The organism is Kribbella albertanoniae (assembly GCF_004348455.1).
Taxonomy (GTDB): domain Bacteria; phylum Actinomycetota; class Actinomycetes; order Propionibacteriales; family Kribbellaceae; genus Kribbella; species Kribbella albertanoniae.
Genome location: NZ_SMKA01000031.1, coordinates 14,882 through 27,906 on the forward strand (window position 1 = coordinate 14,882; position 13,025 = coordinate 27,906).

Sequence of the window (13,025 nt, forward strand, 5' to 3'; positions counted from 1 at the left end):
CTTATGGGGTGGAGAAGACGACGCCAGGACCTGCGTGAGCTGCGGCATGTCCGGCTGATGGCGGAAGAGGACGCCATCGTTTTCGGCGAGGAACTGACCCGGTTCGGGGACGCGCACGAGCTCGGTCCCGATGCGCGCCACGACTACCAGACCGCACTGGACGCCTACGAAAGAGCCAAGCGGCTCGTCGACAAACTGAAGACCGTCGAGGCGATCAGCGCGGTGATCGATACCTTGACCGCCGGCCGCTACGCGCTGGCCTGTGCGCGGGCCCGGGTCGACGGGCTTCCACTGCCAGAGCGCCGTACACCGTGCTTCTTCAACCCGCAGCACGGACCGGCGAGCGTTGACGTGGTGTGGACGCCGCGCAGCGGCCCGACCCGCAAGGTGCCCGCCTGTGTGCAGGACGCGGCGCGACTCAAAGCCGGGGAGGATCCCCCGGTGCGCATGATCCGGTACGGCGCACAACAGGTGCCGGCGTGGGAAGCGGGTGCGCCGAACGAGCCGTACCGGATCGGTTTCTTCACCTCGAGTACGGCGCGCGCCGCGATGATCGAGCTGAGGGCCCGGATGAAGGGTGAGGGCGGCGGCAACTGGGGCAACGGCTTCCGCACCTCGAAACGCCGCGGGCCCTAGGCGTGCGAGACCCCCGCACCCAGAAGGATGCGGGGGTCTCGGCGAACTACTGAGCTGATCAGCCCTGGCCGGTCAGCTTCTCACGCAGAGCCTGCAGGGCCTCGTCGGAAGCGAGCGCGCCCTCGGCGGGAGCGTCGTCCTTCGGAGCCGCGCTGGCGCCACCACCGGTGGCCGAGGAGTACGTGGAGGCCTCGCCGGCCTCGACGTCCGCCGTCTTGGCGTCCTCGATCTGCTTCTTGTGGGCCTCCCAGCGCAGGTGGGCCTCGGCGTACTGCCGCTCCCACTCCTCACGCTGAGCATCGAAGCCCTCGAGCCACTCGCCCGTCTCCGGGTCGAAGCCGTCGGGGTAGATGTAGTTGCCCTGCTCGTCGTACGTCGCCGCCATGCCGTACAGCGTGGGGTCGAAGTCGTCGGAGACCGGGTCGACACCCTCGTTGGCCTGCTTCAGCGACAGCGAGATCCGGCGACGCTCGAGGTCGATGTCGATGATCTTGACCATCACGTCGTCGTTCACCTGAACGACCTGCTCCGGGATCTCGACGTGACGCTCGGCCAGCTCGGAGATGTGCACCAGACCCTCGATGCCCTCCTCCACGCGGACGAACGCACCGAACGGCACCAGCTTGGTGACCTTACCCGGGACGATCTGGCCCATCTGGTGGGTCCGGGCGAACTGCTGCCACGGGTCCTCCTGGGTCGCCTTCAGCGACAGCGAGACGCGCTCGCGGTCCATGTCGACGTCCAGCACCTCGACGGTGACCTCCTGGCCGACCTCGACAACCTCGGTCGGGTGGTCGATGTGCTTCCAGGACAGCTCCGAGACGTGCACCAGACCGTCGACGCCGCCGAGGTCCACGAACGCACCGAAGTTGACGATCGAGGAGACGACACCCTTGCGGATCTGGCCCTTCTGCAGCTGGGTGAGGAAGTTCATCCGCACCTCGGACTGCGTCTGCTCCAGCCAGGCGCGACGCGACAGAACCACGTTGTTGCGGTTCTTGTCGAGCTCGATGATCTTGGCCTCGATCTCCTGGCCGACGTACGGCTGGAGGTCGCGGACGCGACGCATCTCGACGAGCGAGGCGGGCAGGAAGCCACGGAGGCCGATGTCCAGGATGAGTCCACCCTTGACGACCTCGATGACGGTACCGGTGACGACACCGTCCTCTTCCTTGATCTTCTCGATCGTGCCCCAGGCCTTCTCGTACTGGGCGCGCTTCTTGGAGAGGATCAGGCGGCCTTCTTTGTCCTCCTTCTGGAGAACCAGGGCCTCGACGTGATCGCCGACGTTGACGACCTCGTTCGGGTCGACGTCGTGCTTGATCGACAGCTCGCGGGAGGGGATCACGCCTTCGGTCTTGTAACCGATGTCGAGGAGAACCTCGTCCCGGTCGACCTTGACGATGGTGCCCTCAACGATGTCGCCGTCGTTGAAGTACTTGATGGTCAGATCGATCGCCGCGAGGAAGTCTTCCTCCGACCCGATGTCATTGACCGCTACCTGCGGGGTGCTGCGTACTGCGGGGTCGAGAGGTGCCTCGATGCTGGCCGTCATGTGGTGGGTTGCTCCGTGGACTGGTGGTCTAGTCAGGTGCGTATGAGCCGTTGGATCGCATCACACCGCTGGACTGCCTGGAGAGCACAGATTCACCACCGACAAGCTGCGAGCACGAGCCTGCTCCGTCCGAGGTCGCGCAGGCCCATAGCGCATCTCACAGAATACCGGTCTTGACGGAGGCAGCACAACCTGGGGCACCCGGTCGCCACCGGCCGCCCGCCGAGGTGTCCCGACGTGCCACTCAGCTCACTGCTGAGTCGACTATATGGCTTCCAGATCCGGACGGTCTCCGGCCAACTTCCGGGTGTCCAGCATCCGGGCCACCAGCGCTCCCGCGGCGGCCGCCACCTCGTTCGAGGCGGAGCGCGACGCAAGCTCCAGGAGTGCCCACAGATCGGCGGCCCGGCCGCGCTCGACGAGCGGCTCCCCGAGCCCCAGTTCGCTCCACCGGAGCACGCTCAGCACCCCGCCGGCCAGCACCGGGTCGGTGCAGAACCGGAACAGGTTGCCAAGATCGGCGTACGGCGAGCCTGCGTGAGCGAACTCCCAGTCGATCAGCCCCGTGATCTTGACGCTGTCAGGGTCGATCAGCAGGTTCTTGGGGTTGAAGTCGCTGTGCACGAGGCAGACCCGGTCCGCCGCGTCGTCCAGCAGGTCCCCCGCCATCAGGGTGAGATCCGACAGCACCTCTCGCTGGGCCGGCCTCAGCTCCAGATCCAGCCCGGCGGCGAAGTCCGTCAGGTCGGCATACCCGAACGGCTCCACGGTCAGGTCACCGCCGCGGAACATCCCGGCGGTCAGGAACGGCATCCCGCTCAGCCGGGCGAGCAACTCCCCCAGCTGAGCTCCGACCTTCCGTCGTTCGTCCGGACCGGCCGTCTCCAGGTAGACCTGCAGGTTCACGCCGGGCAGCCGCTCCATCAACAGGTACGGCGGGTCCTCCCACGACCCCTCGCGCTTCAGATCGAGGATCCGCGGTACCGGTAGCAGCCCGTGCACCAACTGGAGCAGCGCCGCGTCGACGACCGCCCGGTCCGGGTCCTTCACGTACAACTTCAGGACGGCATCCTCGCCGCCGGCGGTCACCGCGAAGGTCTGACCCTGGTAGCCGCCGGTCAGCGGAACTGCGCTCGCCTGAAGTCCGTCCACCCCGCCGATACTGTCAGAGCCTGGCTTGCGTACCGATCGCCGCCAGGACCGTCGGTACGGCGTTGCGCAGGCCGGCCGCGTTCGGGTGCAGCGGAACCAGGCCGTTGGTGAGCGCGCTCGGGATCAGCCCCTCGATCCACCGCGTCCCGATGGGCTTGCACATGTCGTGGCCGACGCTGGGCGTGGCCAGATCGACGTACGTCGCGCCGTGCGCACTCGCCTGCTCGGCCATCCGGCGGTTCAGCCGGGTCAGCGCCGACTGCAGGTAGTCGGCATCGGCACCCCACACCGGCACGACCGGCCAGCAGCCGCCCTTCCGGATACCAGTCGGGTAGCCGACCATCAGGATCTTCGCGTGCGGCGCGCGGGCCCGGATCTGCTCGATCACCGTCCCGTACGTCGGCGCGAACGCGTCGATCTTCTGGGCCAGCTTGTCCACGCCGCCCGCGGTGTTGGTCGCCTTGCACGAGGTCCCGACCGGTTGCGGCAGCAGGTTCACGCAGGAGAACGCGAGCCCGACCAGCCCGATGTCGTTGCCACCGATCCCGACCGATACCAGCGTGGTGTCGGCGCTCAAGGCGTCGTACTGCGGTGCTGCCGTCCCGAGGATGATGCCCGGCTGCGGGTTCGCGAAGTGCGCGGTCGTCGCCGCGCCACAGGTCACGTCACGGAACTTCGCGGGCTCCAGCTCCGCGGCGATCAGGGACGCGTAGTTGAGCGCCGAGCGCGCACAGGTCAGCACCTCCTTGGCCGGCAGCACGAGCGACCCCGCGGCGAACGAGTCGCCCATCGCCACATAAACCAGCGGCGGAGCAGCCATCGCCGGCAGCGGCGTCAGCCCGCTGGCGAGCAGACCGGTCGTCGCCGCCACCGCTATCAACATTCTCTTCATGCCGCCGCCTTTGACGTTAAGTGACCAACCAGTAACAGCCCACAATGAGCAACTTTCAGCTTTTCGGCAAGACCTCGGCGCGGTTTGACTTATTTACGCTACCGCCGTAGCGTAAATGCCATGACCCGGGGACGACCGAGAGACACCGCGATCGAAGGCAGGCTGCTCGCCGCCGCGGCCGAAGAGCTGCGCCGCGGCGGCTACGAAGGGCTGTCGATCGACCGGGTCGCCGAGCGGGCCGGGGTCGCCAAGACCACGCTGTACCGGCGCTGGGCCTCCAAGGCCGAGCTCGTGGTCGCCCTGATCGCCTCGATGCGCGAGGAGATCCCGTTCGAGCCGTCCGACGACCCGCGCGGCGACCTGACCACGCTGGTCGTCACGATCGCCGCCGGTCTCAGCTCGACGCCGACCAGCTTGATCGCAGACCTGGCCGCCGCGTCCGCTCGCGATCCGCGGGTGGGCGAGAGCGTCCGCGCGCTCTGGGCGGACCGGCACGGAGCCGTCACCGCCGTCGTCGCAAAGGCGCAGCAGGCCGGAATCGTGCTCAGCCACGTAGCACCCGCCGTACTGGTCGATCAGTTGGTCGGCCCGCTGTACTACCGGCTCCTCGTCACTGGCGAGCCACTCACCCCTGACTACGCCCGGACGCTGATGCTCAGCGTCCTTGGACCTGAGGAGTCCCCATGATGCGTCGCCTGCTGGTAGGCCTAGGTGTCTTCGTCCTGCTGCTGATCGGCTACACCACCTACACGATCGTCCGGCCGACGGTGCTGCGCACCGAGGTCGAGATCGACGCCTCCCCCGACCAGGTCTGGACGGTCCTCGCCGACCGCGAGCACTACCCGGCCTGGAACCCGTTCATCGTCGCCTCGACCGGTGACCTGATCGTCGGTGCGACGATCACCAACGTGCTGCGCGACACCAAGGGTGCGGAGACGACCTTCACCCCCAAGCTGCTGGCCGTCCAGCCCGGCCGGGAGCTGCGCTGGATCGGGCGGATCGGATTCGGCGGGGTCTTCGACGGCGAGCACGCGTTCCGGATCGAGGCGCTGCCCAACGGGCGGTCGAAGCTGATCCAGGAGGAGATCTTCCGCGGCGCCGCCGTCCCGTTCACCGCCGGCATGCTGCGCGACACGATCGAGCCACAGTTCCACGCGATGAACCAGGCGATCGCGACGCGGGCGGTCCAAGGTCGCTAGTGTGACCCGGTGGTCGAGCCGCAACGTATTGAGCTGACCGAGGCCGAGAGCTCACAGGCCAGCCGGACCTACTGGAACTCCGCCGCTGCCGAGTACCTCGAGGACCACGGCGACTTCCTGGGGGACGACCGGTTCGTCTGGGGTCCCGAGGGCGTCGATGAGGAGTCCGCGCAGCTGCTCGGACCGGTCCGTGGCAAGCGCGTCCTCGAGGTCGGCTGCGGTGCCGCGCAGTGTGCGCGCTGGCTGGTCGGCCAAGGCGCGAATGTCGTTGCCTTCGACATCTCGCTGGAGCAGCTGCGGATCGCGCAGCAGCTCGATGCCCGGACCGGGACCGCCGTCCGGACGGTCGCTGCCGACGCGACGGCACTCCCCTATGCCAATGCCACCTTCGACATCGTGTGTTCGGCGTTCGGTGCGCTGCCGTTCGTGGCCGACGCCGGGACCGCGCTGCGCGAGATCGCCCGCACCCTCAAACCTGGTGGCCTGCTGGTCTTCTCGGTTACCCACCCGTTCCGGTGGACGATGCCGGACGACCCCTCCGAGGGCGGTCTGCGGATCGACAAGCCGTACTTCGACCGGACGCCGTACGTCGAGGTCGACGACGCCGGTACGCCGGTCTACGTGGAGCACCATCGGACGATCGGTGACTGGATCCGGGCGCTGACCGAGTCCGGGTTCGCCATCGACGACCTGCTCGAGCCGGAGTGGCCCGCCGGTCACACGCTGGTCTGGGGTGGCTGGGGCCCGCATCGCGGGCGCTACGTGCCCGGTACGGCGATCTGGTCGGCCCGCAAGGAGGACTGTGCATGAGAAGACTGGGGATGACGACGCAGCACAGGTTCCCCGCGCTGGACGGTCTGCGCGTTCTGGCCGCGCTGGCGATGCTGACCGCGCAGGTCGCTCTGCACAGCGATGCTGGAGCGCTGTCCGGTCTGCTGTCGCGGCTGGACGTCGGCGCTGCGGTCTTCTGCGCGATCTCCGGCTTCCTCCTCTACCGGCCGCACGTGGTGGCGTGGTTCGAGGGCACACTGCCGCCGCTGACCCTGCCGTACCTGCGGAAGCGGGCCGTGCGGATCCTGCCCGTGCTGTGGGTCGCCGTGCTACTCGCCGCCATACTGCTGCACTCAGCTGACTGGTCGACGTACCTGCAGCACGCGACGCTCACTCAGGTGTACTTCGAGGGACCGCCGGCAGCCGGTCTGACGCAGCTCTGGAGCCTGGCGGCGATTGCCGCGTTCTACGTGATCCTGCCGGCGCTGGCCAAGCTCCTGACCGGGTACGAGCGTCCGACTCGGCGCAGTGTCCGGTGGCGGCTCAGTGTGCTGGCAGGGCTGACGGTGGTCGGCCCGGTGTGGCTGACGCTGATGAGCGCAACGCACCACCCCAACGCCGGACTCTGGCTGCCCGGCTACATCGGCTGGTTCGCGGTCGGCATGGGCCTCGCTTTGTGGCAGGTGGCTCGCAGCACGGGCCGGCTCGGCTCATCGGCCCTCGACATCCTCACCACGATCCCCGGGACCGTCTGGGGTGTCGCAGCCGCGCTCTTGCTGCTCGCCGCGACTCCGCTGGCCGGTCCATACGATCTGTCGACCGCCACCCCCGGCCAGACCGCAGTGAAGAGCCTCCTCTACACCGGCATCGCAGCCTGCGTGCTGTTCCCGGCCCTGGCACCGAGCACACGCACTGCGAACTACTTGGGCAGCAGAACCGCCCGCCTAGCCAGCAACCTCACGTACGGCGTGTTCGCGTACCAGCTGATCGCGCTGACTCTGCTCGCGCGCATCAGCACGCAGTTCGTGTTCCTGTTCGTTACGACGCTTCTCGCGTCCATCGGGCTCGCTGCAGCCAGCTACTACACCATGGAGCGGCCTTTAGCTGGTGTCCGGACCGACGGGTCCGGCGGCGGTAGAACACCGCCATCGCCATCACGGCGAGCACTGCAAGCGAGCCGACCAGGAGACCGGCCCGATACACCCGGTCCGGCATGAACCGCGCGTTGACGAGCTGCTCCTCACCTGCGGGCAGCACCCAGCCCTGCTGCCAGCCGGCGACCCGGATCGGCGTCAGCTTCCGCCCACTGCCGTCGTACGCGACCCAGCCCTTGTTGTAGTTCTGCGCGACGGTCAGCACCGAGGGCTTGCTCGAGGTGGGCACTTCGAGTGTCAGCGCGGCCGGGTTCGGCCGCCACACGTTCACGCCGTGCACCGGCGTGACGGACACGTCACTGAAGCCTGCCTTGGTCAGTGTGACCTCGGTCGGGACCAGACCGCCGTTCGTCAGTACGTCGACCTCGTGCCGACCGGCCTGCAGTACGACGGGTCCCGGATCGCAACTGGTGAACCTGACTGGCCGCCGCTGCAGGAGGTCCCGCATCGTGCCGGTCACTCGGGTCATCGTCAGCTTGCCGTCCACCTTGACGACCGGTCCGGACCCGCAGGACTCACCGACCCGGTCGTCCAGCCGCAGCGCCTGCCGAAGCTCGTCAGCGCCGACGACGCGAATCTCCGAGATCGCTACTGGCTTGTCTGTCCGGGCGAGTCGAATCTCGACCGTGCGCGCCATCCGCTCCCCGAAGCGCACATAGCCGTCCGCATCCAGCTTGCTGGCCGTGGCCGGGCCGCCGTCGAAGCTGAGCGTGACTTCGGTGGGCGCCTCGAGCGTTGAGGCGGTTCGGAACTGCAGCCCACTCAGCTTCCTGGCCGTCGGCAAGGTCAACGTCAGCCTCGGGTCGCGGTCCGCGGCGTCTGCGACCCAGCTGGTGGTGATGTCCTGGTCGACGACCGCACCCGGCCGTCCTTCCGGCGCAGCGACCGCACGGGACGAGGCGGTGACGCCGATCGGTCCGGACAGCAGTCGATCGAGCGCAGGCCCGTCCTGCGGCAACGCCGTACCTTTCAGCTCGTACGACGCGGTCCGCGGCAGGTCCACCGTTCGCAGCAGACCACCTGGCTCATCGGCATCGCGCGCCGTACTCGGCTGGCACAGCGACCGACCGGCCACGTGCAGACAGGCAGAGCGCCCGATCTGCGGGTTCCTGAGTACCAGCGCACTCGGCTGCCGGTCAGCCGCGGGCACCTCGACCCGCTCGGCCCGACTGCCTGCCGGCTGGTCCACACCGAGTTCCCGACGCTGCAACCCATCAGTCTGGATCAACGGCAACTGCCCGTGCGCACCACTCACGTCAGGACTGGTGATCGCCTCCCGGTCACCGCCCAGAGCCGACAGCACCGCCGGTACGTCGCTCGTCGTGCCACGCACCTCGACGAACCGCGACTCCGGGATCAGCCGAGCGACACGCGCGCCACCGACGTCGTAGATCTCCACACTCGGGTACTCCCCGACCGGCGGACCGAAATGCGCGACCCGCCGCAGACCCGCCTCGTCCAGCGTCTCGTGGACGACCGCCGCGGGAGGTACTCCGGCAGCACGGTCGTTGCGGATGACGACGTACCGGACACCGGCGTGCACCAGGGCTTGCTGCAGCGTGCGGTCGCCGACACCTGAGGCGAGGCGGCGCTCCACCTCGTCATCCAGCCACTGCGGCTGCGCAGTCGGTACGACGAGCACGTTGCCGCTCGTGTTCTGCTTCTCGATCCACGGCCGCCACACGGCTTCGTCCAGATCATCCACCTCACCACGTGGCTGGGCGAACGCGGCCGAGCGGTCGGCCGGGGTGCCGTACTCCACGACCAGAAGCAGCGGGACGACCCACCAGACCGAGACGGCGAGGACACAGCCGAGCCAGCCCGCAGCGACCTTGAGCGTCCAGCGGTCGCGACGCCGGGTCAGCAGCCAGACAATCGGGAGGACGAGTGTCAGTCCGGCCGCGACCGGGTCCGCTCCACCGATCAGTGCGAACGCCATGGCAGACCAGCCGACCCGCCACCAGCCCGACCGCGCCCGTGGCGTCACCAGCGGCAGCAGCACCCACGGTGCCATGGCCAACGGCCACACCTCGGCCGAGGTGATCGACATACCGCTGAGGAGCAGCGGGCTCAGCGCGTACAACAGTGCGACGGCGAACCGCGTCCAGGGCACGCCGTACCGCCAGGCGTTGGCCAGCTTCCACACGCCGAGGAACGCGACGCACAGCACCACACACCACCAGAGCCGCTGCCCGACCCAGTCCGGCATCGACACTGCATGCATCAGCCACTGGAACGGACCGATCGGCAGCAGGTAGCCGAAGGACTGACTCTGCAGCTGCCCCAGCGCACTGTCCGGGTCCCACAGGTGCAGTGCGCCGCGCAGTAACGCAGTCGGGTCGTCGACCCTGGAACCGGGAGCAACTGGTCCCGGTGCGCGGTGAAAACAGAGTGCCGACAGCAACAGACAGCCCAGCACGAGCCTCGCTCGCCAGACCACCTGCTCGGACGTTCCTGCCTTCAGCACAGGCGGACACTAACGGATCAGGAGCACTCAGTCGCTGGGCGTGGCCATAGTGATATCGAACTTCCAGCCCCGTACGGTGAGTGGCGATGAATTCCGTCACAGAGCCAAGGCTCAGCTTCCTGCGCAGTGCCACCGTGGTCGCGGTCGGCATGGCGATCATGAACGTCGCCGCCTACGGCTTCACGCTGATCGGAACGCACCGGCTCGTGCCGGAGCAGTTCGGTGCGATCACCGCGCTGCTGGGGCTGCTGCTGATCGGCAACGTCGCCTCGCTCGGTCTGCAGGCCACCGGCGCGCGCCGCCTCGCCACCCACGCCGACGACGGGTCCCTGGCGCACGCCATGCTGCAGGCAGGTCGCCGTACGGCGGCTGGGCTGACTGTGGTCTGTTTACTCGCCACACCGCTGCTCATGTGGCTGCTGCATATCGACTCGATCGTGGCGGTCGTTCTGCTGGCTCCGACGCTCGCTGGGCTGACTCTGATGGGTTCACAGCTCGGTGTCCTCCAGGGCAGCCACCGCTGGACCGAGCTGGCCGCGGTGTACACCTCGGTCGGTATCGGACGGCTGGTGCTCGGCGGTGGCGCGCTGCTGATCCACCCGTCGCTGGACTCGGCGATGATCGGGCTCGCGCTCGGCGCCGCCGTACCCGCCGTACTGGGCAGTGTTCTGCTGCGTGGTGCTGCCGGTGGGACACGTGCTCTGGTCAAGGAGGTACTGCGGGAGACCGCGCACGGTACGCACGCCCTGCTCGCGTTCTTCGTCATCGCGAACGCCGACGTACTGCTCGCCCGCGGCCTGCTCGACGGGCAGCACAGCGGGTACTACGCCGCCGGAGTGATCGTGGCGAAGGCCTGCCTCTTCCTCCCCCAGTTCGTCATCGTGATCGTGTTCCCGTCGCTGGCCAACTCCCCCGGCGACACGGTCAAACTCCGCCGCGCGATCCTCGCGGTCGCCGGCCTCGGCGTCTGCACAGTCGTGGGCACGCTCGTGCTGCCCGACCTGGTCGTCGCCGTGATCGGTGGGCCGGAGAAGTACGCGTCGCTCGGCCCGTTCACCTGGATGTTCGCGATCGCAGGCTCGGCGTACGCCGTACTGCAGATGGTCGTGTACGCCGCCATCGCACAGCAGGAGAAACGTGCCGCCCTGCTCATCTGGGCCGGCCTGATCGTGCTCGCCCTCACCGCCGTCATCGTCCTCACCAACGGCATGACCGGCGTCAAGACCCTGGTCGCCCTCACCAGCGGCTGTGCCCTCCTGCTGTCGGCATTGCTGGCCGCCGGCCTACACCGCCAGCAGTCGACCGTTCGCTAGTCATACTCGGCACCATGACAAGCGACGCCCCGATGCCGGACCCTGTGTTCGCACCGGAGATGCCACCGGACGACCGGGACAAGCTGCTCAAGCACCCCGGCGCGATGGTGCTGGCGAGCCTGCCGACCCCCAAGCCACGGTCCGGCCTCAGGTCGGCGTCGAGGTCCAGCCTCGCTCTCCTCGCCGGGACCCTCGTGCTCGACATCGTCCTGACAATCGTCATCGGCGGCTACCTGTTCGAGGTCCTTCCGAAAGCACCGGCCGGCTGGGCAACAGCCGGGGTCGCCGCCATCGGGCTCGTGGCCTTCTGGTTCAACCTCCGCGACGCGAGCAAGAGTTCGCCGGAGAGTGAAGCCGCGATCAAGTACCACGGCAAGTACCTGCAGGCTGCGGACTGGGATGCCGACGCACAGCAGCTGATGCTGCGCGCGCAGGCTGCTGTCCAAGCGGTCGGGTCGGCTGAGGTCACCCGACGCGGTCTGCTCGACGACATCCAGAACGACGTCGTACTGCCGGAACAGCTGTGGGACATCGGGCAGATCCTGCAGAAGCTGACCGTACTGCGATCCCGGCACCGGGAGATCGATGCGGCCGCAGCATCAGTGCTGAGCGAGACAGTCACTCGGCAGGCCGAGGCGCTGCGGCGGACCGAAGCGGCGATGGAGCGCAAGGTCGCGACCTTGGAGAAGTACGCCGACCAGGTGCGCTCGGCGGATGCGCTGCTGCGCGCCGAGCGCGCGGCGGAGCAGGTACGCAAGGACGACGACGCGTACGTCGAGCTGCTGGCGAGCGCGGAGCCGGCGGCCGGGACCGCGCTCATCCAGGACTTGAGTGAGGACGCCATCGACCTGCACCAGCAACTGGCACTGCGCCTGGCCGCTATTCGTGAGACCGGCCAGGCGCTCACGCCGTCACCAGAGGCTTGATTTCGCGAACTTGCGGGCCAGGGTGTTGGCGATGACCAGCAGCACCAGGCCGATGACCGAGCGGAAGAGGCCGATCGCGGCGGCGTAGCTGAACTGCGGGACCTCGGAGGCGAAGCCGAGTTTGTAGACGTAGGTGTCGAGTACTTCCGACGTCTGCAGGTTCAGGGTGTTCTGCAGCAGCAGGACCTTCTCGAAGCCGGCGGTCATGATCGTGCCGATGTTGAGGATCAGCAGGATCACGGCGACCGGGCGGATCGCCGGGAGGTCGATGTGCCAGACGCGGCGGAGCCGGGACGCACCGTCGACGATCGCGGCCTCGTGCAGTTCCGGGGAGACGCTGGTCAGCGCGGCCAGGTAGATGATCGCCGAGAAGCCCATCGTCTGCCAGGAGCTGGACCAGACGTAGAGGTGCCGGAAGTAGTCCGGGTTGTTCAGTACGTCGATCGGCCCGACTCCGAAGATCCCGAGGAACTGGTTCAGGACGCCGGTGTTCGGGTCGACCAGGACCACGATGATGCCGACCACGACCACGGTGGAGATGAAGTGCGGTGCGTAGGTGATCAGCTGCACCGACCGGCGGTACCACTTGCGGCGGGCCATGTTCAGGCCGAGGGCCAGCAGGATCGGCGGCCAGAAGGTGGCGAACAGTTCGTAGACCTGCAGCACCAGCGTGTTCTTGATCAGCCGCCCGAACTGGTACGACTCGACGAACCGCTCGAAGTGCTTGAACCCGACCCACCGGCTGCCCAGGATCCCGTCGATCACGTTGTAGTCCTTGAACGCGATGATCGCGCCGTACATCGGCCAGTAGGCGAAGATCGCCAGCCAGACCAGCGGGATCGCCAGCATCGCGTACAGCTGCCAGTTCCGCCGCATCCGCGTCCCCAGCCCGACCTTGTTCCGGGCCGGGCGAGCCCCGCTGCGCACGGGCGTACGTCGTACCAGAGTTTCGGTAGCCAT

The 13,025-nt window shown here is 68.0% G+C and carries 11 protein-coding genes and 1 pseudogene; 7 read left to right on the forward strand and 5 right to left on the reverse strand.

What is annotated here, in order from left to right:
* Nucleotides 1-3 precede the first annotated feature (3 nt).
* Nucleotides 4-636: a hypothetical protein gene (locus E1261_RS10390; RefSeq protein WP_132405242.1), complete on the forward strand. Its 633-nt coding sequence runs from the start codon at nucleotides 4-6 to the stop codon at nucleotides 634-636.
* A gap of 58 nt (nucleotides 637-694) precedes the next feature.
* Here the strand turns inward: E1261_RS10390 and rpsA are convergent, their stop codons facing one another.
* From rpsA to E1261_RS10405, 3 genes are all read right to left on the reverse strand, one after another.
* Entirely contained in the window at nucleotides 695-2,191 is a 1,497-nt protein-coding gene (gene rpsA / locus E1261_RS10395; protein WP_132405244.1) for a 30S ribosomal protein S1, read from the reverse strand.
* 264 nt (nucleotides 2,192-2,455) lie between these two features.
* Entirely contained in the window at nucleotides 2,456-3,343 is an 888-nt protein-coding gene (locus E1261_RS10400) for a phosphotransferase family protein (protein ID WP_238176113.1), read from the reverse strand.
* A gap of 13 nt (nucleotides 3,344-3,356) precedes the next feature.
* Complete coding sequence (locus E1261_RS10405) at nucleotides 3,357-4,235, reverse strand: SGNH/GDSL hydrolase family protein (protein WP_202874599.1); 879 nt, start codon at nucleotides 4,233-4,235, stop codon at nucleotides 3,357-3,359.
* A 120-nt stretch (nucleotides 4,236-4,355) separates the two neighbouring features.
* Here E1261_RS10405 and E1261_RS10410 point away from each other — a divergent pair, with 120 nt between their 5' ends.
* From E1261_RS10410 to E1261_RS46290, 4 genes are read left to right on the forward strand one after another with little or no spacing between them, the layout of a single operon-like run.
* The gene (locus E1261_RS10410) at nucleotides 4,356-4,922 is read left to right on the forward strand and encodes a TetR/AcrR family transcriptional regulator (protein WP_132405248.1); all 567 of its coding nucleotides are present in this window, start codon (nucleotides 4,356-4,358) and stop codon (nucleotides 4,920-4,922) included.
* A complete protein-coding gene (locus E1261_RS10415; RefSeq protein WP_132405250.1) occupies nucleotides 4,919-5,434 on the forward strand; it encodes an SRPBCC domain-containing protein in 516 nt (171 codons plus the stop codon). The genes E1261_RS10410 and E1261_RS10415 overlap by 4 nt, the downstream gene beginning before the upstream one ends.
* Before the next feature lie 9 nt (nucleotides 5,435-5,443).
* Nucleotides 5,444-6,244 carry a class I SAM-dependent methyltransferase gene (locus tag E1261_RS10420; RefSeq protein ID WP_238176114.1) on the forward strand — a complete coding sequence of 267 codons (801 nt, stop codon included), beginning with the start codon at nucleotides 5,444-5,446 and terminating at the stop codon, nucleotides 6,242-6,244.
* Complete coding sequence (locus tag E1261_RS46290; RefSeq protein ID WP_238176115.1) at nucleotides 6,241-7,422, forward strand: acyltransferase family protein; 1,182 nt, start codon at nucleotides 6,241-6,243, stop codon at nucleotides 7,420-7,422. Before E1261_RS10420 ends, E1261_RS46290 begins: the two co-directional genes overlap by 4 nt.
* 544 nt (nucleotides 7,423-7,966) lie before the next feature.
* Here the strand turns inward: E1261_RS46290 and E1261_RS46295 are convergent.
* Nucleotides 7,967-9,826 (reverse strand): annotated as a pseudogene (locus tag E1261_RS46295) (alpha-(1->3)-arabinofuranosyltransferase domain-containing protein); the annotation flags it as partial.
* Nucleotides 9,827-9,912: 86 nt separating this feature from the next.
* On the opposite strand from E1261_RS46295, the gene E1261_RS10430 reads away from it, so the two are divergent.
* Both E1261_RS10430 and E1261_RS10435 read left to right on the forward strand, forming a co-directional pair.
* Nucleotides 9,913-11,139 (forward strand): lipopolysaccharide biosynthesis protein, encoded by a 1,227-nt coding sequence (locus tag E1261_RS10430; RefSeq protein ID WP_132405254.1) that lies wholly within the window; start codon nucleotides 9,913-9,915, stop codon nucleotides 11,137-11,139.
* Between the two features lie 14 nt (nucleotides 11,140-11,153).
* Nucleotides 11,154-12,065 (forward strand): hypothetical protein, encoded by a 912-nt coding sequence (locus tag E1261_RS10435; RefSeq protein ID WP_132405256.1) that lies wholly within the window; start codon nucleotides 11,154-11,156, stop codon nucleotides 12,063-12,065.
* Here the strand turns inward: E1261_RS10435 and E1261_RS10440 are convergent.
* Complete coding sequence (locus E1261_RS10440) at nucleotides 12,051-13,025, reverse strand: ABC transporter permease (RefSeq protein ID WP_132405258.1); 975 nt, start codon at nucleotides 13,023-13,025, stop codon at nucleotides 12,051-12,053. The two genes, E1261_RS10435 and E1261_RS10440, sit on opposite strands and share 15 nt — an antisense overlap.

Excerpts from the sequence above, each read along its gene's own strand:
- E1261_RS10390 (WP_132405242.1), top strand. The coding sequence starts at position 4 with ATGGGGTGGAGAAGACGACGCCAGGACCTGCGTGAGCTGCGGCATGTC.
- rpsA (WP_132405244.1), bottom strand. The coding sequence starts at position 2,191 with ATGACGGCCAGCATCGAGGCACCTCTCGACCCCGCAGTACGCAGCACC.
- E1261_RS10405 (WP_202874599.1), bottom strand. The coding sequence starts at position 4,235 with ATGAAGAGAATGTTGATAGCGGTGGCGGCGACGACCGGTCTGCTCGCC.
- E1261_RS10410 (WP_132405248.1), top strand. The coding sequence starts at position 4,356 with ATGACCCGGGGACGACCGAGAGACACCGCGATCGAAGGCAGGCTGCTC.
- E1261_RS10415 (WP_132405250.1), top strand. The coding sequence starts at position 4,919 with ATGATGCGTCGCCTGCTGGTAGGCCTAGGTGTCTTCGTCCTGCTGCTG.
- E1261_RS46290 (WP_238176115.1), top strand. The coding sequence starts at position 6,241 with ATGAGAAGACTGGGGATGACGACGCAGCACAGGTTCCCCGCGCTGGAC.
- E1261_RS10430 (WP_132405254.1), top strand. The coding sequence starts at position 9,913 with ATGAATTCCGTCACAGAGCCAAGGCTCAGCTTCCTGCGCAGTGCCACC.
- E1261_RS10435 (WP_132405256.1), top strand. The coding sequence starts at position 11,154 with ATGACAAGCGACGCCCCGATGCCGGACCCTGTGTTCGCACCGGAGATG.
- E1261_RS10440 (WP_132405258.1), bottom strand. The coding sequence starts at position 13,025 with ATGGCTACCGAAACTCTGGTACGACGTACGCCCGTGCGCAGCGGGGCT.